Source organism: Nitratireductor sp. GCM10026969, assembly GCF_042660605.1.
Classification (GTDB): Bacteria; Pseudomonadota; Alphaproteobacteria; order Rhizobiales; family Rhizobiaceae; genus Chelativorans.
On record NZ_JBHSUM010000001.1, the window covers coordinates 20,805 to 43,659 of the forward strand.

Annotated in this window: 20 protein-coding genes and 2 pseudogenes; 12 read left to right on the forward strand and 10 right to left on the reverse strand. The window is 61.4% G+C overall.

The window, feature by feature from the left end:
- The first annotated feature begins 20 nt into the window (after positions 1–20).
- On the forward strand, positions 21–989 hold the full coding sequence (locus ACFP9U_RS00110) for a TAXI family TRAP transporter solute-binding subunit (protein WP_378618274.1): 969 nt from the start codon (positions 21–23) through the stop codon (positions 987–989).
- A gap of 69 nt (positions 990–1,058) precedes the next feature.
- On the opposite strand, the pseudogene ACFP9U_RS00115 reads toward ACFP9U_RS00110, so the two are convergent.
- A pseudogene (locus ACFP9U_RS00115) lies at positions 1,059–2,123 on the reverse strand (GlxA family transcriptional regulator); the annotation flags it as partial.
- Between ACFP9U_RS00115 and ACFP9U_RS00120 the strand changes: the two are divergent.
- From ACFP9U_RS00120 to ACFP9U_RS00165, 10 genes and pseudogenes are all read left to right on the forward strand, one after another.
- Positions 2,097–2,357, forward strand: coding sequence for a hypothetical protein (locus tag ACFP9U_RS00120; RefSeq protein ID WP_378618116.1), 261 nt, complete (start codon positions 2,097–2,099; stop codon positions 2,355–2,357). The pseudogene ACFP9U_RS00115 and the gene ACFP9U_RS00120 sit on opposite strands and share 27 nt — an antisense overlap.
- A gap of 1,104 nt (positions 2,358–3,461) precedes the next feature.
- A complete protein-coding gene (locus ACFP9U_RS00125) occupies positions 3,462–4,373 on the forward strand; it encodes a LysR family transcriptional regulator (protein ID WP_378618117.1) in 912 nt (303 codons plus the stop codon).
- Between the two features lie 80 nt (positions 4,374–4,453).
- Entirely contained in the window at positions 4,454–5,140 is a 687-nt protein-coding gene (locus ACFP9U_RS00130) for an NADPH-dependent F420 reductase (protein ID WP_378618118.1), read from the forward strand.
- A gap of 25 nt (positions 5,141–5,165) precedes the next feature.
- On the forward strand, positions 5,166–5,603 hold the full coding sequence (locus tag ACFP9U_RS00135) for a DoxX family protein (protein WP_378618119.1): 438 nt from the start codon (positions 5,166–5,168) through the stop codon (positions 5,601–5,603).
- 59 nt (positions 5,604–5,662) lie between these two features.
- The gene (locus ACFP9U_RS00140) at positions 5,663–6,526 is read left to right on the forward strand and encodes a VOC family protein (protein WP_378618120.1); all 864 of its coding nucleotides are present in this window, start codon (positions 5,663–5,665) and stop codon (positions 6,524–6,526) included.
- 10 nt (positions 6,527–6,536) lie between these two features.
- The gene (locus tag ACFP9U_RS00145) at positions 6,537–7,499 is read left to right on the forward strand and encodes a glutathione S-transferase family protein (protein WP_378618121.1); all 963 of its coding nucleotides are present in this window, start codon (positions 6,537–6,539) and stop codon (positions 7,497–7,499) included.
- Positions 7,500–7,823: 324 nt separating this feature from the next.
- Positions 7,824–8,257, forward strand: a pseudogene (locus ACFP9U_RS00150) (tyrosine-type recombinase/integrase).
- A gap of 329 nt (positions 8,258–8,586) precedes the next feature.
- The gene (locus tag ACFP9U_RS00155) at positions 8,587–9,021 is read left to right on the forward strand and encodes a curlin (RefSeq protein ID WP_378618122.1); all 435 of its coding nucleotides are present in this window, start codon (positions 8,587–8,589) and stop codon (positions 9,019–9,021) included.
- A 75-nt stretch (positions 9,022–9,096) separates the two neighbouring features.
- Complete coding sequence (gene csgH / locus ACFP9U_RS00160; RefSeq protein ID WP_378618123.1) at positions 9,097–9,480, forward strand: curli-like amyloid fiber formation chaperone CsgH; 384 nt, start codon at positions 9,097–9,099, stop codon at positions 9,478–9,480.
- A 61-nt stretch (positions 9,481–9,541) separates the two neighbouring features.
- The gene (locus ACFP9U_RS00165) at positions 9,542–9,934 is read left to right on the forward strand and encodes a curlin (protein ID WP_378618124.1); all 393 of its coding nucleotides are present in this window, start codon (positions 9,542–9,544) and stop codon (positions 9,932–9,934) included.
- 1,464 nt (positions 9,935–11,398) lie between these two features.
- Here the strand turns inward: ACFP9U_RS00165 and ACFP9U_RS00170 are convergent.
- The 4 genes from ACFP9U_RS00170 to ACFP9U_RS00185 form a co-directional block, all read right to left on the reverse strand.
- Positions 11,399–14,323 (reverse strand): autotransporter outer membrane beta-barrel domain-containing protein, encoded by a 2,925-nt coding sequence (locus tag ACFP9U_RS00170; RefSeq protein WP_378618125.1) that lies wholly within the window; start codon positions 14,321–14,323, stop codon positions 11,399–11,401.
- A gap of 334 nt (positions 14,324–14,657) precedes the next feature.
- Positions 14,658–15,335 (reverse strand): outer membrane protein, encoded by a 678-nt coding sequence (locus ACFP9U_RS00175; RefSeq protein ID WP_378618126.1) that lies wholly within the window; start codon positions 15,333–15,335, stop codon positions 14,658–14,660.
- A gap of 305 nt (positions 15,336–15,640) precedes the next feature.
- A complete protein-coding gene (locus ACFP9U_RS00180; RefSeq protein ID WP_378618127.1) occupies positions 15,641–16,693 on the reverse strand; it encodes a helix-turn-helix domain-containing protein in 1,053 nt (350 codons plus the stop codon).
- 57 nt (positions 16,694–16,750) lie between these two features.
- A complete protein-coding gene (locus ACFP9U_RS00185; protein WP_378618128.1) occupies positions 16,751–17,800 on the reverse strand; it encodes a helix-turn-helix domain-containing protein in 1,050 nt (349 codons plus the stop codon).
- Between the two features lie 193 nt (positions 17,801–17,993).
- On the opposite strand from ACFP9U_RS00185, the gene ACFP9U_RS00190 reads away from it, so the two are divergent.
- Positions 17,994–18,593 (forward strand): TetR/AcrR family transcriptional regulator, encoded by a 600-nt coding sequence (locus ACFP9U_RS00190; protein WP_378618129.1) that lies wholly within the window; start codon positions 17,994–17,996, stop codon positions 18,591–18,593.
- A gap of 60 nt (positions 18,594–18,653) precedes the next feature.
- Here the strand turns inward: ACFP9U_RS00190 and ACFP9U_RS00195 are convergent, their stop codons facing one another.
- The 5 genes from ACFP9U_RS00195 to ACFP9U_RS00215 form a co-directional block, all read right to left on the reverse strand.
- Positions 18,654–18,929: a hypothetical protein gene (locus ACFP9U_RS00195; protein ID WP_378618130.1), complete on the reverse strand. Its 276-nt coding sequence runs from the start codon at positions 18,927–18,929 to the stop codon at positions 18,654–18,656.
- A 371-nt stretch (positions 18,930–19,300) separates the two neighbouring features.
- On the reverse strand, positions 19,301–19,612 hold the full coding sequence (locus tag ACFP9U_RS00200; RefSeq protein WP_378618132.1) for a hypothetical protein: 312 nt from the start codon (positions 19,610–19,612) through the stop codon (positions 19,301–19,303).
- 191 nt (positions 19,613–19,803) lie between these two features.
- Positions 19,804–20,280: a hypothetical protein gene (locus ACFP9U_RS00205; protein ID WP_378618133.1), complete on the reverse strand. Its 477-nt coding sequence runs from the start codon at positions 20,278–20,280 to the stop codon at positions 19,804–19,806.
- The gene (locus ACFP9U_RS00210) at positions 20,277–21,908 is read right to left on the reverse strand and encodes a hybrid sensor histidine kinase/response regulator (RefSeq protein WP_378618135.1); all 1,632 of its coding nucleotides are present in this window, start codon (positions 21,906–21,908) and stop codon (positions 20,277–20,279) included. The genes ACFP9U_RS00205 and ACFP9U_RS00210 overlap by 4 nt, the downstream gene beginning before the upstream one ends.
- Positions 21,905–22,642 (reverse strand): response regulator, encoded by a 738-nt coding sequence (locus ACFP9U_RS00215; RefSeq protein ID WP_378618136.1) that lies wholly within the window; start codon positions 22,640–22,642, stop codon positions 21,905–21,907. The genes ACFP9U_RS00210 and ACFP9U_RS00215 overlap by 4 nt, the downstream gene beginning before the upstream one ends.
- Between the last annotated feature and the right edge of the window lie 213 nt (positions 22,643–22,855).

A 22,855-nucleotide genomic window follows, 5' to 3' on the forward strand; every position in this document is an offset into this window, starting at 1 on the left:
GGGAGAAAGACATGAAACTTATGAATGCATCGTATGCAGCACGGCTGACCTTCGCTACAGCCACAAGCCTTCTTCTGGCTTCCTCCGTCCTGGCACAAGAGCAGTTCGCCATCGGCGCCAGCAGCTCCGGCTCCGGACCCTACATTAACGGCGCCGCGATATCGGAAGTGGTCAACAATGCGCAGGACGGCTACAAATTCTCGGTCCAGACCACTGGCGGATATCGCGACAATCTGGGTCTCGTTCTCAGTGACCAAGTCGATTTTGCATTCAACACGCTGATCGATCTCGAGTTCGCCTACAACAAGCGCGGGGACTTTGCCGAGGTCTCCAATAACGAGGCTTTCAAGGATCTTCGTCAGCTCTTCATTTTTGGAATCGTGCCAGAGAACTTTTTCGTTCGCGCAGACTCGGACATCCATTCCCTCGAGGACATCAAAGGCCACGCGATCAACATCAACACGCCCTCGAGCTTCACCTACGGTCTCAATCTCGAATTGCTCAAAGCTGCTGGACTTTCGTCGGACGATTTCAAAGCCGGAACAGTCTCAACTGGGCAGGTCTTCGATGAGATCCAGAACGGCGTATTTGACGGTGGCTTGCACGTTTTCCAATTGGGCCTTGCGAACGCACAGCAGCTCTCTGCCACGGTGCCTATGCGCTACGTGGGCTTTGATCAGAAAGTTATCGACAAGCTCAACGAGGCCTATCATGGCCTGTTGGTGCCCTTCGAGATCCCGGCGGAGACCTACAAGGGCCAGTCCGAGCCGGTGCAGACCTTCGGGCTGGCACAAGTCATCTTCACCGACGCGGATGCCGACGAAGAGATGATCTATGAGTTCACCAAAGCGTTTTGGGAGAACCTTGAGGCGCTGAAGGAAAGCAATTCGAGCTTTAGGGGCCTGACGGTCGAGATTGGCAGCCGGCAGAACACGGTTCCGATGCATCCGGGCGCAGTGCGGTATTTTGAGGAGATTGGGGCGCTCTGAGGGGCGAAGGGTGCCAGTCACCTTTGATAGCCGGCGGCCTCGTTCGGTGCGGCCTTGGTTGCGCCGGGTAGCCGGGCCGATGCCGAAATGAGCCCGGAATACGCGTGAGCAATGGCTGCGGTTCGAGAAGCCCGTGGCCAGCGCCACCTCGACCAGCGGAAGGCTCGATTGCCGCAGAATCTCGTCAGCCTTCTCCAGCCTGAGCATTCGACAGAATTGCATGATGCTCTGGCCCAGGTGTAGCCTCGCCAACCGCTCCAACTGCCGCGCTCCGAGGCTGGTGAGCTGCGCCAGATCGTCGAGTTTCAACGGTTCGGCGATATGGCTCGTCATGAGTTCGACCATGGCGATCAGCGCGGGATGATGCAGGTCGTACTTGCGCGCCGGGTCCAGTTGCTGCGGAGCCTCGGCTTGCCGGATTCCGGTGTGGATGAACCAGTCACTCACCGCCCGCGCCAGTGCTGCGCCGTGCTGCGAAGCGATCAATGCATGCGCCATGTCGAGCGGAGCCATGCCGCCAGCGCAGGTGCAACGGTCACGGTCGATGACGAAGAGGCGATGTTCGATCAGCGCCTCGGGGTACATCTCCCGCATGGCGTCTATGTGCTGCCATTGGATCGTGAAGCGGCGGGCCGACATGACCTCGGCCGCGGCCAGGATGGCCGCTCCGCCCGAAATGCCGCCCAGCGGAACGCCTGAGCGGGCAAGGCGCCGCAGCCAGCCCAGAACGCGGCTGTCCCGATAGGCCAGAGGGTCGCCGCCAGCCACCACGAATGCGCCCGAGACCGAACTTCGCATCCAGCCACCCTGTGCCGAGATGAAGCTCAGCTCATAGGGTTTCTTCTCGCTGAGGAGGTTGGCTGCGCGCAGCGGCTCGACCGCAGAGGCGGTCGACATCAGCGCATAGCCGTCTATCAGGAGAAATCCGTACCGCAGCGGCCTGCCGCTATGTGCCGGTTCGGTCATAGAGCGGGTCTCCTCCATTCTGCTCGAGACGGCTGCACCATCTTCGTGAAGCTGTGGCAGTTCCGAAACGATGATCAGGAACGCGTTGTTCGGCGACCAGGCGACGGCAAGCAGGCTGACACGCTCCCTGGAGAGCGCGCCTTGGCGGTCCTCTTCGACAACGGTCATGAGCAGGTCCAATGGGAGCGGGAAGCCGGGCTTCGGCTGGACAATCCGGACGGGCTCGAGCTGCTCGTTCTCGCCGGCGGATTCTCAGACGGGCAGGAGACGTTCGAAGCGCAGTCCTGGCTCCGTCTGCCTGCCGGCGCTGGCCTGAATGTAACTGTCGGACAGGACGGAGCGAAGGTCTGGCTCAAGGCGGGTCCGCTGCTCCAGGACGCGGTGATCCAGGTAGGGGCGTAGCTTCTTCATTCGCGACAGCGCATGGCGGATCACCTTGGCGAGCTCGGATTTGCCGGAGATCTTTTGCCAACCGGGCCTGCAGCCGGGCCTCCATGTCGTAGAGGGTCGGCCTGCTTGCCTTCGCCTGGCAGCCGAACCCGCTCCTCGGGCCGTTGATTGTGTGCCTTCTGCTGCACTAGGCTTTCGTATGTAGTGGGACCGGACGGCGTCAAGACGCCGGGTCCCATGGTCCGTCGGATATGCTTCATCTCGCCGTTGTCGACCTTTGCGGCGATCTCAAGGGCGACATCAAGGCTTGGTCGCCAAGAGCGGCTGAACGATCAGGGGCGGATACATTTAAGCAAGCCGAAACGGCTAATCGCAATCCCTGCATCAGCGGGCGGACCACACATCTTTTGCGACATTTCCCTTGATCGCATCGATGGTGTAGGGCGCAGCGATCACACGAGCCGGGTGAGTTCATCCGCCGCTTGTCGTTGTTGTTGAGCATGGGCTTCGCCATGGCTCGATCTTTTCCCAAAACCGCTACGACCGATACTCCATGCTTGCGGCCTTGAACCTTGGTATAACGCAGCCTTTGCTCGCTGTGGCAGTTGCGTTGCGCAATGATTCCGCCGCAGAAGCCAGGCTTCGCATGGTGTTCCCTCGACGATGGACAATCCTGGATCGGCTGGCCAGCCTTGCTGGCGATCTGCCATCTCTCGGAAAAGCGAACGGAGAAAAAGCAATCAAACCGGGCGCAGAGGCAGCACACCCGCGCCACGGATACACCTCAGCCGGAGTATCTCGCGGCGGAGAGGCAAGCAATCAATCAGCTCGGTGAAACCGCGGACCGCACTGAACTGCTCAGGCGCGCAGAAAGCATCCATCAAACCGTCCGACGGCAGTCTGTGGATATCTCACGAATAACGTCACCAATTGCCAAATTACGCGATCAGCACGGTGGCGTCCGACGAATAAAGTGACCATGACAACAGCATCATCCGGGATCAGGCGCGCGGGTGCCGGGGGCGGTGATCGTCCGCCCGCCAGTCGGTGGCCTTTGATTCTCGGCTTGGCTACAATGATTGATATTCATCGCTCATTGCTCTCCATGAGGAAGAAATGGATCGTCTCGACTGCGACCGGATGTTTCTCGCGGTGATCGCGACAGGCAGCTTTACGGGGGCCGCAGAAAAGCTGGGCACAGGGTCCGGACAGGCATCCAAGATGATCTCGCGCCTTGAAACCGAGCTAGGTGTGCGGTTGCTCAACCGGACGACGCGATCTGTCGCGCCAACCGAGGCTGGCCGTGCATATTACGATCGACTAAAGCCGCTTATCGATGAGTTCGACACCCTCGACCTTGACATCCGAAACATCTCGCAATCCCCGCGCGGGCGGTTGCGGCTGACGGCGCCCCTGACATTCGGAACGCTCGAATTAGCTCCCGGCCTTAATGAGTTCGCCGGGCTCTATCCGGACATCGAACTCGACGTCACCTTCTCCGACCGGGTCGTCAACGTCGTCGATGAGGGTTTCGACCTCGCCGTTCGTGTCGGGCGACCCGGCGATTCCAGCCTGATCATCCGCAGGCTCTGCGCAGTCCGCATCGTCGTGGTCGGCGCACCGTCCTATCTCGAGAAATACGATGCGCCGGCGTCGCCTTCGGACCTTGCGCAGCACGCCTGCATCATCGACACCAACTTCCGCGAGCCGAACCGGTGGCCGTTCAAGGGCGAGAACGGCGAGGTCGAGATGGCGAGCGTCGACGGCCGCATCCGCTATTCGAACGCCGAAGCGTGCGTCCAAGCCGCGGAACTGGGACTCGGGCTCGCTTGCGTCCCGGCCTTTGTGGCGGGGGACGCATTGCGCTCGGGCAAGCTGATCAGACTGTTGCCGTCGTACGAAACCGACCCCTACGACGTGCACGTCCTCTATCCGCACAGCCGTCATCTCGCCGCCAAAGTGCGCCTGCTCGTCGACTTTCTCTCAGGGCGGTACAGGCAGACTCCGCACTGGGAGCAAGGCTGGTAGGTCATTACACCCCATGGGGAAGCAATCTTCTTCCCGACGGCCGGATTATCGTCTCCCAGGCCAGAGTCTAAGTTCTCCGCATGACGAACGAACTGACGCTCACACGAACGTCGGATGTCAGAAGGAGAACGAACATGAACATCTCGATCATTGGCGCCGGCAACATGGCGAAGGGTCTCGCGGCCCGATTCGCAAACGCCGGCCATCCCGTCACTCTCGCCAACCGCGACGAGGCAAAAGCTGAAGCTGCCGCTCGGGAAGTGGGCAACGGCGTGTCGTCCGCACCCATCGCGTCGGCTGCACAATCGGCAGACATCGTTGTCCTGGCGGTGCCCTTTGACGCCGCGGGCGACATCATCGATGCGGCCGGCAGCTTCGCAGGCAAGATCGTCGTCGACATCACCAACCCGATGACCGCGGACTTCTCTGGCCTCAGCATCGGTCACACGACGAGCGCCGCCGAGGAAATCCAGAAGCGCGCGCCGCAGGCGAAGGTCGTCAAGGCCTTCAACACGATCTTCGCGCAGGTCCTCCAGAACGGCGGTCAGGCCGCCGGACAGCCCGCGACGGTCTTTGTTGCCGGAGACGACGAGGCCGCCCGCGCCGCGATCGCCGAACTGGCGCGGAGCGCCGGGTTCGACACGCTGGAGACCGGCGCCCTTGCCACCGCCCGCTACCTCGAGCCGGTCGGGGCGCTGAACATCACGCTGGGCTACGGCCTTGGGCACGGCACCGACATCGCTCCCTCCTGGCAGCGTACTGCCTGAGCCAACCCCTCCAAGGAACGTGACCATGACCAACGCAACCGATCCCGCCCGTCCGTCGCTCGTCGACGGCGTCACGAATGCCGATCTTGCCGCGACGATCCTGCGCGTTTCGATGGGCATCCTCTTCCTCGTCCATGTCAGCCTGAAGTTGTTCATCTTCACCCCGGCCGGCACGGCGGGCTACTTCGCCAGCCTCGGTCTGCCCGGGCCGCTCGCCTACCTCGTCATCGCGGCCGAGCTCTTCGGCGGCCCCGCGCTGATCCTCGGGCTCTACAGCCGATGGGTGTCGCTGGCGCTGGTGCCGATCCTGCTCGGATCGATCTACTTGGTCCACGGCGCGGCCGGCTTCTTCTTCTCGAACGAAGGCGGCGGCTGGGAGTTTCCGGCATTCTGGGCGGTGACGCTGGTTGTCCAGGCCCTGCTCGGCGACGGTGCCTTCGCGCTGAAACGCAGCCGCACCTGATCCCTCTGCCGGCCGCGGGGAACTTCCCGCGGCCGCACTCTTTCTCAAGGAGACCCGCCATGACCATCGCTACCGACTTCTTCGACCTGAATGCCGCGCCGATGCGGATCGGGGCCGTCCGGCTCAAGGTGCGTGACCTCGATGCGGTCTCCACCTTCTACCGGGCGGTGCTCGGGCTCAGCCCGATCGCGCGCGGCGAACATCGCATCACGCTCGGCACCGGAGGCACGCCGCTTCTGGAGCTCGTGGGCGATCCAAGCCTGGCCCCGCTCGATCCGCGACAGGCCGGGCTCTTTCACACCGCTTTCCTGATGCCGAGCCGGTCGGACCTGGCCCGCTGGGTCGCCTACGTCGCCGCGGCGCGCGTGCCGCTTCAGGGCGCGTCGGACCACACCGTCAGCGGGGCGCTCTACCTCGCCGATCCCGAGGGCAACGGCATCGAGGTCTATGCCGACCGCCCGGTTTCACGCTGGCACGGCGAGAGCGGCGAGATCCGGATGGGCACCAAAGCGCTGGACATTCAGGACCTGCTGGAAAGTGCCGAGGGCACCGAATGGTCGCGCTTCCCCGAGGGCGGCGGGGTCGGCCATGTTCACCTGCAGGTGGGTGATACGTCGGATGCCGATCGCTTCTACCGCGACGTGCTCGGCCTCGACATCGCTGCGCGCGATCCCGGCGCCAGCTTCTACGGCAGCGGCGGCTACCACCACCAGCTTGCGGGCAACGTCTGGAACAGCCGCCGTGCCGGTAAACGCCCCGCGCGGATGGCAGGCCTCGATGCCGTCGAGGTCATGGTCCGGGATTCCGGGGACCTTGCGGCCATTGCCGCACGCGCCGAAAGCGCCGGCATCGCAAGCATCAAGGACACCGGCGCCCTGACCCTGCACGACCCTTGGGGCACCACCATAAACCTGACCAATTGAGGAGACGACCATGTTGATGAACGGGAAATGGGTGGCCGACTGGCAGCCCGTCCAGGCCAAGGACGAGAAAGGCGGCTTCGTCCGCCAGACTTCCAACTTCCGCAACTGGGTGACGCCCGACGGCAGCGCCGGTCCGACCGGCGAAGCGGGCTTCAAGACCGAGGCGGGCCGCTATCACCTCTACGTGGCCCTCATTTGCCCGTGGGCGTCGCGGGCGTTGATCGGGCGCAAGCTGAAAGGGCTGGAAGACGTTATCTCGGTATCGGTTGTCGAGCCCGAAATCTCCGACCAGGGCTGGCGCTTCGGCGACACTGGCGGAGCCGACCTCGACACTCTGAACGGCGCCAGCTTCCTGCACGAGATCTACACCCGCGCCAATCCCGCCATCTCTGGCCGGGCAACGGTGCCGGTGCTGTGGGACAAGGTCCAGGGCACCATCGTGAACAACGAATCCGCCGACATCCTGCGGATGCTGAATTCGGGCTTCGGCGATCTGGCGGACCCCAGCTTCGACCTCTATCCGGCCAAGCTCCGCGAAGAGATCGACGCGCTCAACGCCCGCATCTATCCGCAACTGAACAACGGCGTCTACCGCGCGGGCTTTGCCACCACCCAAGAGGCCTACCAGGAAGCGTTCCACGACGTCTTCGCGATGCTGGATGACCTTGAGGGGCGCCTCGGCGACGGCCGTGAATTCCTTTTGGGCGACTGCTTCACAGAAGCGGATGTGCGGCTCTTCGTGACGCTGGTGCGCTTCGACGTCGCCTATCACGGCCTTTTCAAGTGCAACCTGCGCCGCATCGCGGACTACTCCGCTCTCAGCGCTTACCAGGACCGGATCCTTGCCATCCCCGGCGTGCGCGACACGGTCAACATCGACCACATCAAGCGCGGCTACTACTCGATCAAGGCTCTTAACCCAACCGGGATCGTTCCGGGAGGGCCCGCACTGCCGACGGCGCTCGCGGCCTGAGGCTCATGCAGTTCGACTTCAAAATCGAACCACTTCGGGTGGCTGTGCCGGAGTAGCCCAACCTCCAACACGCCCCAGATTCAACTCAGCCGCGGAGGCGGCCACGCGGCCGGCGAAAACTCTAGCCAGCCTAGTGAGCTCCGAACGGGGGTGGGCGGGTCATGGCTTATGATGTGGCGGTCTCAGCCGCTCGTTTCGGCAAGTGTCGCCTTGGAGCCCATAGCAGAGATCAGGTATCGGATCGCCGGATGTCCGCTTCGACAAAATCTGCGGTCCTAAAGATCTCCTTGAGGACCGGCAAACGCGTAGGCAGAACGGCGACTTATCGATCGCAAAGTCGCGCAAGCTGATCGTAGCAAGCTGCGTGGCTGCGACCTGGTGAAGCTCAAGATCGGCACGTTGGTAAGCGGCCCGGAGATTCGGACCCGGGCCATGGCTGTGCAACAGAAGACTGGCAGGCCCGTTCAATTCGAACTGATGGTAGACACTCGAGCGAGCCTACTTGTATGGCTCGAATGTAGGGGCGGGTCGACGACTTTGCCTTTCCCAGTCGGTTCGATCATGCCGGCAATTTGACCAGGCAGTATGCGCGCCTGGCCGATGAATGGGTTTCGGGGATTGGCCTTCGCCGTGAGGATTATGGCACACATTCCCTTCATCGCACCAAGGCCTCCATTATCTATAAGACCACCGGGAATCTCCGGGCAATTCAAATTCTGCTTGGCCACATCAAGGTGGAGAACACCGTCCGGTATTAGGGACTGTCCTTCCGTTTCAAGGCGACCGCTCCTAGGCCGAGGCGGCAGGTGTGCCTGTAGATCTGCTCGGCCGTGCCCTCGACCTCCCGGCTCAGCTTGCAGATGTGGAGGTGGAAGATGAAGACGACGCATTCGTTCCCCAGCCTCCTCCAGTTCGCCGGCGAGGCTGCAATGAGCGGCCCTCCGACGGGAGGGCGGCCGGCCGCCCACTCCCCTCCCGGTCGGTGAACGGCGGCTGAAGACGCGGTTCAGCAGCGGTTCCGGGTTGCCTCGCTAGAACTGTGATTGTCGAAAACCCGCGGGGGACGCCCGCCCCAGGAGGAAGTTCAATGATCCGCAATTTCATCATCACCACCGCGACCGCTGCTCTCTTCGGCCTCACCGTTCTGCCCGCTTCCGCCAACAGCATCTTCATCGAGCAGTTTGGCTGGGCCAATTCCGCCGGCGGCGATCAGTCCGGTTCGCGCAACCGGATCGGCGTCTATCAGGACGGCGAGCGCAACGGCGCCGTCGTCCGCCAGCGGGGGAGGAACAACACCGCCGCCATCGGCCAGCAGGGTCGCCGCAACCATGCCGACATCTGGCAGCGGGGCAGCGGGAACGCCGCAGGCGTCGGCCAGTTCGGCCGCGATCACAACGCCATCCTCACCCAGGACGGCAACGGCAACATCGCCGCGGGCGTACAGGTCGGCAAGGGCTGCGACGGCGAAGTCAGCCAGTCCGGCAGCGGCAATGTCGCGGCCTTTGTCCAGACTTGCCGGTAGGGTGAAGGGGCTCAGGAGGAGCGCCGGGACAGTTTCGTCGTCGGCCTCCGCTCCGCAGCGACTGAGGAGGTTTCCATGTTGCGCAATCAGCATCTTTTCCCGGCGGCGGTCGGGCTCGCGCTGGCGCTCTCGGCCACAGCTCTGATGGCCGGCGCCGGTATTGCCCATTCCGGCCCCGCGCGCTGCGAAGTGCAGACCACCACCATGAGCGGCATGACAACGCTCGAGGGTGTCGTGCATTCCGACAGGTCCATCAGCGGCTCCTACATCTTCCGTGTCAAGTCCGTCGGCGGTTCGGGAAGCTCGAACATCAGCCAGGGCGGTGACTTCTCTGCGACCCCCGGCAAGCCGGCGAAGGTCGGGCAGGTCACGCTCGGTGGTTCCGGCTCGATTTTCGAGGCCTCACTGGAGGTCGAAACGCCCGCCGGCCGGCTCACGTGCAGCAAGCGCACCGGCTGAGCCGGCATGGCAAAGCTCTTCATCCGGCAAAGGCAGCACCGTTTTCAAAGAAGGATAAGTCATGATCCGCGCCATTCTCTCCACCGCCGTGCTCGGCGCTTGCCTCGCCAGCGCTCCGGCTTATGCCGGCGGCTCTGTCTCGCTGAGCTTCCAACCCGTCAATCCGCCCGATGCCCACATGCTGCAAACGGGGTTGCGCCTCTATGCGCTCGCTGAAGGCATCAAGAGCGGCCGCATCAAGCAGAAGGGCTTCGGCAATGTGGCCGGGCTGGCGCAGAACGGACGCGGCAATCTCGGCATCGTGCATCAGGAGGGCGGCGGCCACGAGGGCACGATCCGTCAGAACGGCGACGGCAACGCCTACGGACTATTCCAGTTCGGCAGGGGCACCTCTGGCCGTGTCGTGCAAAACGGCGACCACCAGGCCGGCGCCACGTTCCAGTACGGCTGGTAGGAACTGGACGAGGAAAATAGGTCGCAGCCGCTCACTGATGCGGCGGAACAATTGTTCGTCCACGCACTTCGGCGCTAAGCAACGCCAGTTGCTGTTCACCTCCCCCTGTGAACGACCGACCCAGGCATTGCTCCCACCTGGGCCGGTCCTTTTGCCTCGGCCGGCCTCGATTCCCGTCAGGTCATCCCTAATGCTTTCTCCTGCAAGCGAACACCTGGGCAGCGCACTCCATCTTGGCTGACCACTTCACCGTTGGTGATGGAATTCGGGCGTGATCGTGAACCATGCATAACGCGCCCATCGATCGCATCCTGGGCCCGGCGTCAATCGTGAGCCCATTCTTCATCCTATCGGGGGACAGCCAGCCGGCTAGAGTTCCTAACGTCGTCGCCACAGCTTGGTGGCCACCGCTCCCGCGATTACGTCATGCCTGTTCTTCGGCCAAAACAGGTCATGCTGTGAGCATACCTAGGCCGCCAAGTTCCGGGAGAACAATCGGAGCCTATAGAGTACGTCCGGCAGGTGTGGGGATCGACGGTAGCGGTCCTCCGCTACCAAGCCACCATCTCAACTTATTGTTTTGGTTGATGAATTTCCTCTATGGCGTGGCGGAATTGGGAGTGGTTTGGCAGTTGACGCATTAACGCTTTGATTTAAAATAGAAATTCTTCATGGGGTCAATTCGAGGCGCTACCATCTTAAATGCTGCCGCGGTCAATTATCCAATGCCCTGATGGTACTGAATCAATGTCCGCAATACGCCCGGTGTCGGCCTTTGAGATGAGAAGCGCCGTTTCCCCATAAGCAAACGACCCCTCGCTGAACATTTGGAGTCTCGCACGCGCCGAGCTCGGCGTTGACGATCTGGCCGGCTTGAACTTGATCACGGTTAGCAGCCCGTCGATGTAGGGCGCCACTTCGCCTTCGAGGGTGGCAGCCACCGTTCCCACTATTCGAGTACTCTGGCTGTTCTTGCGTCGCGGCCGGCAGAACGACATACAGGCAAAGCGGCAGCGCCGTAGAGCCGCGCGCGCCCGAAGATTCTGTCAACGTCCCTCATCGCTGCCGCATTCCAGCTTTTCGCACCGTCGCGCATGTATGTTCTGCTCCCGCTTTGCGGCGGGCGATTGGGCTCCGCGATCTCTCCATGTCGGACATGCAGATCCGCCCGCTGCAGGAAAGGTGGTGATCGATGCTTGCGCCTGAAGAATTCACGGTCGGAACGTTTGCCTCGGCTCCCGCCGGAAGCCTTACCTGCCTCGCAATAAGCATGATGCAACCGTCATTATGGGGCTGCTCGACGAGGCTCTGACAGCCGTCTTTCTCGGCGGTCGGTTTCAATTCCACTATTTCCACACTGCAGGTTCAGAGAACTGGTCAGGCCTGATCATTCCGAATGTGCATGTTGAGGTCGACGAGTCGACGCCTTCGATCTGGGGTATGGTGGCTCTCCCTTCCCAGCTCCTAGAACCTGACGCCGAGATTGGCTTTGACGCTGTGGTCGGAGGCACCGGAGCCGATCTGGCCGGAATAGGCAATGCCGAGCGTGGCCTCAGGCGTGATGTTCAGATCGAAACCGGCTTCGAGGACCAGCGCGTCCTGAGCCAACGGAACGCCGGCTACGGTGAAGGCATCGCCGCCGGCAACGAAGGTGTTTGTGGCCGTGGGAGCGTCGCCAAAGGCGTGGCGCCAACCGATCATGCCGGAAAGCCGGGCATTGCTGGCTTCGCCCATGACCAACTCCGTCGAAGCCCTCAGCCCGAGTATCGTGAAGGTGGTATTGACCGCGTCGCTGGCACGGGTGAGTGCGGCCGCGCCGCCATCCTCGGTGGACCCATCAGTCTCGTGATTGACCCAGGCGAGATTGCCGAAGGGCTCAAAACGTGCCGAGTCAACATCCATGCCGTAGCTCACCTCGCCGAAAAGCTGGCCGGTGCCGGCCGAGTAGCTTGACGAAAGGCTGTCGGAAAAGCCGGTGAACGCTGCGGTGCGGTTCACCTCAAGATCGTGCCAGCTATAGGCGCCGCCGAAGCGGACGGCGAGATCGTTCCATTCCGTGCCGCCGTAGGCACCGAGGTGATAGCTGTCAGCCGATCCCGAAGACGCACGGTCGTCGGCGCTGAAACTTGAGCGGCTGTAGCCGGCCAGCACGCCGGCCTGCCAGCCATCGAAGACGACCTCACCATCCGCGCCGATGAAGACGCCACCGGTCGAGCGGTCCAGCGTGGCAGCGTTGCCATCGCTGTCGGTATGGCCGCTCGCGCCGAAGGCCTGGGTCCAGAACCCAAGGCCCTCGCTCGCGACGCCCAAACGCGCATTGGCTGCCTCGCGCACAAAACGGCTGTCCTCGATGAGGGCGGACTTGGCCGAGGCGTGGATTTCCCCGGAGATCGCATCAAAAGCGGCGCGCGCCTCGTCCTCAGTGCCAAGCAGTGCGATGGTATTGAACAATTCGCCACCGCCGAGCGACTGGGCACCGCCCGCGGCCGCGATCTGGTTCGGCGTCAGCGCGACGCTGTCGAAATCGGCGGTCTGTGTGATGGTCAGGAACACATCATTGGCGCCATAGGTCAGCGACGGGGTGAGAAAGAGCGAGGCATCTGCAAAATCGACGCCCATTCCGCTGCCAATAACATTAACGCCGCCTGCTGCGCTCAGGATGGTATATTGCGTGTCGAGGGCGAAATCGGGGAAGGGTACGACTTCGGCCGTGCTGCCGCCGTTGAGTGTGGCGATGCCCGTAGCGTCGATAAGGTCGCTCTGCCCGGCGGAATTGATTTCCACTTCATAGCTTGAACCGGGGCCAAAGGTAATGTTGCCCGCAACATTCAATGTGCCGATGGAAGCACCTGGCGCCACGGTGCTGCCGTTCCAGGCAAAGGTGTTGCTCACCGTGCCAGTTCCACCCAGCGTCCCGCCATCAAACACGTCGACGAAGAACGCATTGGCGATGGAGCCGTTGACGATCAGCGTGCCGCCGCTGATGGAAGTCGGTCCGGTATAGGTATTGACGCCAGATAACGTCAGAGCGCCTTCTCCGACCGTTTGCAAGGAGCCGCCGACGCCCGACAAGACACCGCTGAATTCCGTCGAAAGGTCATTCAGGCCGACGATGAGTCCCCTGTCGCCGAGATTGATGTCGCCTGCGCCCTCGATTGAACCGACCGTGGCGCTTGCCGCTGTTAGCGGGTTGATCTCGGTTATCGACCCTGGCTGGGCGATGAGCCGCGCATTTCCAAGGCTGGCGTTATCAAAAAGCTGCACCAGGCTGTCATTGTCGATTGTCGCGTCTGCCGCCGTGCTATCCGCTTCGAACCGCAGCGTCCCGTTATTCGTGATCGCCGAATTGCCCGCGGTGCTGGTGCCGAAAAAGGATAAGTTGCCGGCCGTAGTGTTGGCGATTGTTGCATTCCCGGCTGTGCTGTTATTCGTGAACAGCAGATCGGCGCCGGCCCTGTTGATGATGGTCGCATTGTCCGCAGTGCTGTTACCCCCAAACAGGACCACACCATCGCTCATTATGACGGCGCTGCCCCCCGTGCTGTCGTTCGAAAACAAGAGACCAAACGAAGCAGCGTCAATCTCGATGAGCGCGTTGCCCGCGGTGCTGGAATCGTAGAAGCCCATCGAAGAGTTGATGCCCGTATTTGTGATTTGCGCGGCGCCGGCCGTGCTGTTGTCCGTAAATAACAGGGTCCCGCCGTTGGCAATCGTTGCACTGGCGGCCATGCTGGCGTCTTCAAAATGGAGATTTCCGCCGTCATCGACAGTCAAGATGGAACTGCCTGCGGTGCTGTTGCCTTCGAATTGCGTGGTGCCCGTGTTCGAGGTTGTGATCCTGGCGCTGTCGGCACTGCTGTTGTGCGAAAACAGGACGGAATCATTATTGTCGATAAAAATGTGACCGGCACCGCTGTCGAAATAGAAAACCACCGTACCACCGGCATTGTTGATAATCCTTTGCACAGTAAATGGAACACCGTTGACGGCGTCGGTTATAGAAATGCCGTCGCCAACAAAGTTAACGGCTTGGTCATTGGTAAAGATATAGCCGTCCGCACCGGCGTTGAATATCCACGCGTCGACATCTGTTGGAGCTGTGATCGTCAAATTGGTCGTATTCGACTGTCCGAATATGGCGGTATCGCCCTGATTGACCGGCGCGGCATTTGGCGACCAGTTGATGACGTCGTTGTAATTGCCGTCGATCGGCAGTTCCAGCCAGGTGCTGTCCACGGCAGAGGCCGGCGCGACAAGCGCGCCACCCAGAAGGAGCGCGGTGGCAGGAATGCGCGCCAGCGCCGTGCTTCCCCTGGGCGTGTCGGAAAGCGCGCGACGTGATTTCGAATGCTGCCGGCGGGAAACGGTTTTGCCAATCATCTGGGCCATGGCCTTTCTGCGGTTTGGTCAAGGCAGCGCAGTCCGCAGCCTGGCCGATCGTGTCGAGCGGTCAGGTTCCGAAGGGAGTTGGTCAAGCTGTCCGGCCAGGGATCGGAAAAAGGCGTCCGCCCCGTCCTGGACCTTTCACCGACGTCCCCTGCGCCTGTGATTCCTGAGCAATTGCAATGAGTTGGGGTCAGCGCAATGCGCATGTGTGGAGGCTGGTTCCATTGTCGCAATGCGCGCAAAATGGCCATCTCGGATGTCGCCGAACGCGCAAGAAGAACGTGAGAAGCCGACCCTTGGAGGTCGGGAGAGCCGACTCCCCAAAGCACGGTTGCACTCAGAACTTGTAGGTGAGGCCGATCGAGACCGTGTGCATGGTCAGATCGAAATCGTGCTCGATCGGGTTCTCAAAGAAGGTCGCGTTCTGGAAATCGTAGTAGCGGTACTCGCCGCGAACCGACCAGTTTTCCTTGAGCATGTGCTCGATGCCTAGGCCGGCCGTCCAGCCCATGTAGGTCTGATCGTCGCTAACGGAGATCGCGGGAAGATCGATGTTGACACCTGCGGCGGCCAGACCCGCTGTGCCGAAGAAGAGCGTCTTATCCACCGCAAGACCCAGGCGGCCGCGCAGCGAGCCGAACCAGTTCACCCTGGCCGAGCCGGTCTCGTCACCGCCCCATATGAAGTCACCGTCAATCCAGGACGCATTGATATCGCCTTCGACGCCCAGAACGAGACTGTCCCATTGGACGTTGTATCCGGCGTGAGCGCCGATGAAGGGGCCGCTGAGATCTACAGAATTGCCCTCCAGGAAGAAATCCGGACCGGCGGTCTGTTCGAGATTCGCCCATCCGAAGCCACCCTGGACGCCGACATAAGGTCCGGTCCAATCATGGGAGGCGACTTCGGCGGGAGGGACCGGCGGCTCGAAGGTGATCGGATCGGCGGCCCAAGCCGGGGTAGAAAGTGCCAGAAACGCCAATGGCGTTGCGAGAGAATTGCCAAGAAACTTCATACCTCACCCATTCAATGTGGACTTTGCAGCAAGTCATTCCGGGAATGCCGCGCTGCTCCTCGGTTACACCGCGCGCGGCAATCGTCCCGCTTCGTGCGCCGGATATCGTCAGCAATCGCAATGGCTTTGAGGAATTGCAACGCAGTTGTGGCAGCCGGGTCGCAGTTGTCACATTGCGCGCAAAATGACCGATGCAGGCGTCGCCTGACGCGCAAACGGCCGGGCGAAACGCAGGAAACGATCCGCCCCGACGACGCCCAATCGCACATCGTGCGCCGAATCCCTACACGACCCAGGGCTTGGCGTCAGGGAATGTCGATCCATCTGAATGGCGCGGGTTCCACCGTCGTGCCCGCACCGGTTCTGCGTCTGTCGGTGGCGAGAGCGCGCTGTTGGCTGGGCGTCAGATTGTAGACACGCTCGAAAGCCCGGATGAAGCTGGTGCGATGGGAAAATCCGTGGGCCTGCGCAATCTCGCCGATGGTCCTGCCGCGTTGCGCCGGATCCATCAGCGCCTGGCACGCGAGGCGCAACCGTTCGTTTTGCATGTAAGTGGAGACACCGCCATCTTCCTGGAAGAGATAGGAGAGTTTACGCCGGCTGATGCCAAATTGAGCGGCAATTCTCTGAGGCGAAAGGTCCGGGTCGAGCGCATGAATGCTGACATGCCGGCGAATGGCCTGTGTCAGTGACTGGCGCACACCGTCCGCCGTCCGTTCCCCCACCATTCCGTTGATCGCGGCCGCGGACAGTTGCAGGATCGCCGGCATCAGCGCCTGTGCCTGCGACACGCTGATCTGATGGGCATAGGATACCAGAGAATACATCTGGTCGTGCAGCATCTTGACCAGGATGTTGTCGCCGCGAATGTGACGGATCGGATATGCATCCGGCTCGATAAGCAGAGGGGCCAGCAGCGGACGCGGCACGGCGACATGCAAGAAATCAATGTCGGTAAGGACCATGCGCTGCGGATGCGCCATATCCGCCACCAGCATATCACCCGGCTCAAGCCGGTTGCCCGTCTCGGTATTTCGGCAGACCAGGCGCCCCCTCTTGAAGAAATGCAGGACATAATGCTCGACGCCGTGCCGCGCGATGCAGAAGCGGGAGCGGTCGAAAGCCTGGGGTGTGAGCTGCATATCCCCGATGACGATCTTGTCCAGGACGACGCTCTCAACGCGAGCATGGAAATCCATGTCAGAGCTTTTGCTGAGTCGTGCTTCGCAAATCGGCTCCAACTGCTCCTGCCAGTCTTCGAATGCACTGAGCTGGGGCAAAATCGAGGTATCGAAAACCGAGCGTGGAATGGCCTGCCCGGCATTCGCTCCTTCGCTTTGAGTGCTCGGCTCTGACATCTTGTCCCCCTTGGACCTGGCGCTGTTATGCGCCTCCGGAGCCCTTCCTGGAGTCGGCTAAAAACGCCCTATCCACTTGATTGGCGATGCGCGCGACAACGCGTCCTTGTCCGCACTCCGCCGTCCAGCGGCGATCGCGCGCTGCTGGCTGGGCGTGAGGCTATAGGTGCGCTCGAAGGCGCGGATGAAACTGGTGCGATGAGCGAACCCATGGGCTTCGGCGATTTCGGCAATGGTTCTGCCACGTTGCGCCGGATCCATCAGTGCCAGGCGTGCCAGGCGCAGTCGCTCACCCTGGATGTAGGTGGCGATCCCACCGTCCTCCTGAAATAGATAGGAAAGTTTGCGCGCACTGATGCCGAATTGCGCGGCGATCTGTTGTGGTGACAATCCGAACTCCAGTGCATGATCGCCAATGTAGCGGCAGATCGCCTGCCTGAGCGCGGAAGATACGCCCTGCCGTGTCTCATCACCGACCGCGCCATTGATTGCCGCGGCCGACAATTCCAACAGGGACGGAACAAGTGCTACCGCCTGTTCCACTGCGATATGGTGAGATTGCGCATAAAGCGCGGTCACGTGATCGAAAAGCAGTTTAACCAGAACGTCGTTGCCGGAGAAATGCCGCAAGCCGTGCGCATCAGGCTCAACAAGCAAGGGTGCCAACAAGGCGCGTGGCACAACCAGATTCACGACATCGATATCCAGAATGACCACCGACTCCGGGTTCGCCATGTCGGCGAGGATCATGTCGCCCGGCTTGATCGCCTCACCTGTGCCGGTTATTCGGCAGATCATGCGGCCCTTCTTGTAGAATTGCAGCATGTAGTGGTCGATGCCGTCCCGCGCTATACGAAACCTGGAGCGGTCATAGGCATAGGCTGTGTTCTGGATGCTTCCCACAACCAATCTATCGAGAACGACAGCCTCCGCGCGCGCATGGAATCCTTCAGGTTCCTTTACGAGCCGCGCCTCGGCAAGGTGATCCAACTGCTCCTGCCAAAGCGCAAAAGCCTCACGCGGTGGTATGCCGCTGGAATCGAAGATGGACCGGAGAACCGCCGAGCCGACCATCGCTTTCCCGCTCTCATCTGCACGCGTTGACATATCCCCCTCCAGCGACATGTCACCTGACAGCCCCGTATCCCGTCAATTGACGGACCTGCGTCCTCAGAAACGCCCACGCAATGTATCGTTCGGCGCGGTAAGCAGTTATCACGAAATTGATATTGATAGAAGCTGATTTTCGTGAAAATGTAATAACAGGAATATGCGGGCGCCAATGGCAAGACGCTACACAATGGGCAAGCGAGCGGAAGAGCGGAATCGTACCCGCGCTCGCATCGTCCGCGCGACCATGGAACTCCATGACGAAAAAGGCGTCGCGCCGACGACGTTTGCCGATATCGCTGCGCGCGCCGGCGTCGGTCAGGCGACGGTGTCGCGCCATTTCCCGACCTTGGGAGATATCGTTCGGGCTTGTGGCCAGCACGTCTGGCAGGAGATGCGCCCGCCCCTTCCGGAATCAGCCGCAGCCGTATTCGAAGGGCTCGATCGCATCGAACAACGGCTGAAAAAGCTGGTAGAGGAAGTGGACGGCTTCTATGAGCGCGGCGCGCTGCGTCTGGATCTGGCCGCGCGTGACCGCGAAATCGTCCCCGAACTCGACGGTTTCCTGTGCGCGGTCGAGGCGGGCGTCGCGGCCCTGGTGAAGGAGGCGCTGGCACCGATCGAAGCGAGTGAGCGCCAAGTCGAAACCGCGCTCGTTCTGATGAGTTTCCGGGTGTGGCAGTCTTTCCAGCGCTCGAACCTGCCACGTTCTGAATTGCAATCCGTGCGTATCGGCCTGCTTTGCTGCGGCTTGAAGGCAGGGAGCATGACTGCAACAACCGGGCGCTGACGTTTCTCTGGCGGAAACCTGCGCGCGCGCCCGAGGCGCACACAGGCTGAGGACGGGCGCCTAGCGGCCGAGCAGCTTGGTCGGCCGCTCGATTTTTGATGCATTCACGTCCTGGCAGACATCGGTAGTAGTCTCAGGATCCGTGAGTTTGCACTCGGCTCTGAGATCTTCGAACGAAGAGCACTCAAGCTCCACCTTACCGTTGACCGTGTACTCGAAACAGTAGAGGTCGACGTCGTCGTCGGCTAGTGCGAGCGATGGTTCGACAGCAAATCCTCCAAGTGCGCCTAGCGCGAAAAGGGTAGCAGCACTGACCCCTTTGATGGTCTTTATCATTTTGGTTCCTTTCTGAATTTTTGATGCAATGCCGCCAGTGCGACGGTGCGAAGAGGATCGTGCGGCGATGTTTCAGACTTCGCGCCACACACCGCCAAGCTTCAATTGTTTCAAGCAGAGGGGCTCCTGCAGCCCGCGCTGGTCCGTGAAGAGTGGCGTACAACCGCCGGGCTCGCGCGATCTATCGGCCGTCGAAGCTTTGGAGGATGCCGGCTGCCAACTCGTCGTAGGCCACGCACCTACCACAGGCGATAGAAAGTTCTGCAAGGAACCGGTGTCGTAGCCCCCCGGCATCCGGGATCAGGTTGAAGATCGAAGACCGGTCGGTCGAAGAACCGGGATGATTTCGGGCCCTTCGACCTTGCCGGCGGTTACCGCTTTTTGAAGGAGCTTTCGATCATGGCCCTTGTCCGAGGGCTGGTGGCCTGCGAGGTCAGATCCCCTGGCGCTTTAGGCCGCACCACGCCCTTGCTCGGATAGTATCCGTCGCACTGGTCGAGACCCCATTCGTAGTCTTCCTGACTGCAATTGTTCTCGCCATTGCCATAGCATTGGGAATGAACATATGCGTAACATGAGATTGCGTTGGAATGCGCGGTCTCGGCCATCGCCGGGTGCGCGACACCCAGCATCAACAGCAGGCCGACAATGCCGAAGTTGGTTCGGCTGGTCCGTCGAGTCATATCAGGTTCCTTTCTGGATTCGTGATGCAACGCCGCCAATGCGACGGTGCGGAGAGGATCGTGCGGTGATGTTTCCGTCTTACTTCGTGCCGCACACCGCTAAGCTTCAATTGTTTCAAGCAGAGGGGCTTCTGCAGCCGCGCCCCTGGTCGCTGAGAGTGGCGTGCGACCGCGTGCCCGGCTCTCGCGCTCTATGGACCGTCGAAGCTTTGAAGGATTCCGTCGGCCAACTGGTCGTGGACGTCCCATGCGGATGACGGATAGCGGTATGTCAGCCCGTGAATGATATTGTCTTGTCCGAACTTCCAGCGCTTGTGAAAGATGTGGCCGCCGCGCTCGCCCGAAAAGGTGACCCAGCCATCTTCCACATGGCGACGGGTCATTTCGCATTCCCCTACCGCGCAATCATCGGCCTGTTCGGCAAACTCTTCGGGTGAGAGGCCGAGCGCATTGTTCATCGCGTAGGTTCCCAGACTGGCCCCGTCGCGCGAAAGGAACGTCATGCCTTCGCCGCGCGGTGGCGGGTCCATTGCCCGCAGGAAAATTTTGGCCGGAAATGTGACGACGGTGCCAAAACGGGCGTTCTTGTAGGTCAACGAATCCCCAAGCGCAGGGGCCGGAAACAAAAGGGCGCAAACGAGCATTGACTGAACAAGTTGTTTCTTCATTCGCTGGAGCCAGGAGAAACAGCCCGTGCGTTACGGGCACTTGCCGGTGGTGTCTCGACGACAGCCGCCACTTCGGCGGCGGTGAAGGGCTTTTCGAGCACGGGGCACCCCGCCTCGCTCAGGAAGCGGCCGGCAGCCGGGCCGAGCGCATCGCCCGTAGCGAACACGATCCGCTTGGCCAGCAAGGGATGGTGGGCCCTCAGCCACCGGAACAGGGCCGGACCGTCGATATCGGGCATGCGCAGGTCGCAGATGATGACATCGTATGCGGCTGGCTGCGCGGCTATCAGCGCCTGTCCCTCACGCCCGCTTGTCGCCACGTCACATCTGTAACCGGCCTTGCCCAGTGCATCCGCGAGCAGCACCGCGACTTCCGGTTCATCGTCAATGACGATTGCAAGTGGGCACTCGGCCACCTGGGTTGGAGTGGAGCGATCCGTTGCAACGCCGGAAACACCGGCTCCACCGGGCTGTTTTGCAATCGTGGGCAACACAAGTTCGAATGCTGCGCCGCCGATGCCGGGATTATCGACCATCTCGAGCTTGCCGCCCTGAGCTTCCGCCAGACCGCGCGAGATCGACAGGCCTATGCCCGTACCGACGCCCTGCGGCTTGGTCGTGAAAAAGGGATCGAAAATGCGTCGCGCATGATCGGGCGCTACACCCGGGCCGTTATCGGCGACAAGGATTTGTAGGCCGCCGTTCCCGTATGTCGCCCCGACGCGTATTTTCCGATACCCGTGGATCGACTCCAACGCCTGCATCGCATTGACGAGGAGGTTGGTCAGGATGTTCTGAACCTGGTCGGGATCGGCGACGACCTTGGGGAGCGCGGGAGCAAACTCCCGAACGATTTCGATACCGGCGCTTCGCAACCCGTAGCCCAGAAGTTCGATAGCCCCCTCGATGAGCGGTACCACCTCGACACTACGCATCTCGGCCTTCCGCTGCCGCGCCATGGCGAGAAAGGAGCGCACGATGCGGACGCATCTCTCGGCCGCCGCCTCGATCTTGGTAGCCCGTTCCAGCAGGGATGTGCCCGTCGCCTCAATCTCTTCGCGGAGCAAGGTCGATTGGCCGAGAACGATCGAGAGCGGATTGTTCAATTCATGAGCAACGCCCGCAAGCAGCGAACCCACCGCTGCCAGCCTCTCGTTCTGATAGAGGGCCTCGCGTTGCCGTTCGATCTCGGCCGACGCCGCGCGGGCGGACGACAGGTCCCGCAGGTTGGCGGTGAACAGATTGCCTTCGGGCAGCGCCACTTCCGTGATGGCCAGTTCTACCGGAATGATGCGGCCATCGCTGCATTGCGCCTCCATTTCGACTCGTCGGCCAAGGACATGCGGCTCGCGCGTTGCGCGGTATCGAAGAACGCCCGCCTCGTGGGCACATTTGAGGTGATCGGGAACGATCAGATCCCCGATTTTCCTTCCGGTCGCCTCCGACAGTCGATAGCCGAAGATTTCTTCCGCTGCGGGGTTCATCGTGACGACGACGCCCTCCTCGTCGACAACGATGACGGCATCCAGCGCCGAAGCGACGACCGCCGCATAAACCGCGGCAAATTGTTCGGGCGTGTTTAGGCGCCGCGCGATCGCGTCGCTTGCCGCCGGCTTTTCGCTCTTCACGCGGCCACCATTGGCGGGACATAGATGTAACCGACGTTGCGCACCGTGCGAATGACCTGCGGTTTGCTCGGGACGGCCTCGATTTTCTTGCGAATACGCGTCACACGAATGTCGATCGAGCGATCGAACGGCTCTCCGTTTCGCCCTGGTGCCGTGTCGAGCAGTTGTTCGCGTGAAAGCACTCGGTTGGGGCTACGGGCAAACGCAGCAAGGAGATTATACTCTGTCGCAGTCAGGTGAACCTCCGAACCGTCATCGTCGATCAGAAGATGTCTATCGAGGTCGAGGCAGACCCTGCCGAAGGAGACAAGCCGTGCCCGTTCGCAATTCGCTTGCTGTCGAGTGAGCCCCGCTGCGCCGGCTTCGCTACGGCGCAACACCGCGCGGACCCGGGCTTTCAGCTCGCGCAGGTCGAATGGCTTGGTCACATAGTCGTCAGCTCCCACCTCGAGGCCGACAACCTTGTCGACCACATCATGCAACCCGGTCAGCATGATGATTGGAGTCGCCTGTTCCGAGCGCAGCCGTCGCGCAATCGAAATGCCGTCCTCGCCGGGCAGCGAAACATCGAGGATGACGAGATCGGCTGGTGCCGCCTGAAGCATCATGTCGAGCTCGTTCGCTGAGGCGCAGCGACTTACATGATAGCCGTCCCTGGAGAAATAGTCGGCGATCATGCAACGAATGTCGGCTTCGTCATCGACTACGGCAAGCCTGACCGACTTGTCATTCATACTTCGCACCTCGCACCGGGACATTCGCAAACAAAAAAGCACACACCGCACAGCAGGGCCTATTACGCGTGCTGACAAATTTGTCCTCGTGGAAGTTCGCAACGGCTTTGGCCGTATTGCAATGAACATTTTCGGGCAGAGGACGATTGTTTCCCTACGCGCAAATCGGCGCATCCACCCGTTACCGAACGCGCAAGACTTGGTGTGGAGCAA

Excerpts from the sequence above, each read along its gene's own strand:
- ACFP9U_RS00110 (WP_378618274.1), top strand. The coding sequence starts at position 21 with ATGAATGCATCGTATGCAGCACGGCTGACCTTCGCTACAGCCACAAGC.
- ACFP9U_RS00125 (WP_378618117.1), top strand. The coding sequence starts at position 3,462 with ATGGATCGTCTCGACTGCGACCGGATGTTTCTCGCGGTGATCGCGACA.
- ACFP9U_RS00130 (WP_378618118.1), top strand. The coding sequence starts at position 4,454 with ATGACGAACGAACTGACGCTCACACGAACGTCGGATGTCAGAAGGAGA.
- ACFP9U_RS00135 (WP_378618119.1), top strand. The coding sequence starts at position 5,166 with ATGACCAACGCAACCGATCCCGCCCGTCCGTCGCTCGTCGACGGCGTC.
- ACFP9U_RS00140 (WP_378618120.1), top strand. The coding sequence starts at position 5,663 with ATGACCATCGCTACCGACTTCTTCGACCTGAATGCCGCGCCGATGCGG.
- ACFP9U_RS00145 (WP_378618121.1), top strand. The coding sequence starts at position 6,537 with ATGTTGATGAACGGGAAATGGGTGGCCGACTGGCAGCCCGTCCAGGCC.
- ACFP9U_RS00155 (WP_378618122.1), top strand. The coding sequence starts at position 8,587 with ATGATCCGCAATTTCATCATCACCACCGCGACCGCTGCTCTCTTCGGC.
- csgH (WP_378618123.1), top strand. The coding sequence starts at position 9,097 with ATGTTGCGCAATCAGCATCTTTTCCCGGCGGCGGTCGGGCTCGCGCTG.
- ACFP9U_RS00165 (WP_378618124.1), top strand. The coding sequence starts at position 9,542 with ATGATCCGCGCCATTCTCTCCACCGCCGTGCTCGGCGCTTGCCTCGCC.
- ACFP9U_RS00170 (WP_378618125.1), bottom strand. The coding sequence starts at position 14,323 with ATGGCCCAGATGATTGGCAAAACCGTTTCCCGCCGGCAGCATTCGAAA.
- ACFP9U_RS00175 (WP_378618126.1), bottom strand. The coding sequence starts at position 15,335 with ATGAAGTTTCTTGGCAATTCTCTCGCAACGCCATTGGCGTTTCTGGCA.
- ACFP9U_RS00180 (WP_378618127.1), bottom strand. The coding sequence starts at position 16,693 with ATGTCAGAGCCGAGCACTCAAAGCGAAGGAGCGAATGCCGGGCAGGCC.
- ACFP9U_RS00185 (WP_378618128.1), bottom strand. The coding sequence starts at position 17,800 with ATGTCAACGCGTGCAGATGAGAGCGGGAAAGCGATGGTCGGCTCGGCG.
- ACFP9U_RS00190 (WP_378618129.1), top strand. The coding sequence starts at position 17,994 with ATGGGCAAGCGAGCGGAAGAGCGGAATCGTACCCGCGCTCGCATCGTC.
- ACFP9U_RS00195 (WP_378618130.1), bottom strand. The coding sequence starts at position 18,929 with ATGATAAAGACCATCAAAGGGGTCAGTGCTGCTACCCTTTTCGCGCTA.
- ACFP9U_RS00200 (WP_378618132.1), bottom strand. The coding sequence starts at position 19,612 with ATGACTCGACGGACCAGCCGAACCAACTTCGGCATTGTCGGCCTGCTG.
- ACFP9U_RS00205 (WP_378618133.1), bottom strand. The coding sequence starts at position 20,280 with ATGAAGAAACAACTTGTTCAGTCAATGCTCGTTTGCGCCCTTTTGTTT.
- ACFP9U_RS00215 (WP_378618136.1), bottom strand. The coding sequence starts at position 22,642 with ATGAATGACAAGTCGGTCAGGCTTGCCGTAGTCGATGACGAAGCCGAC.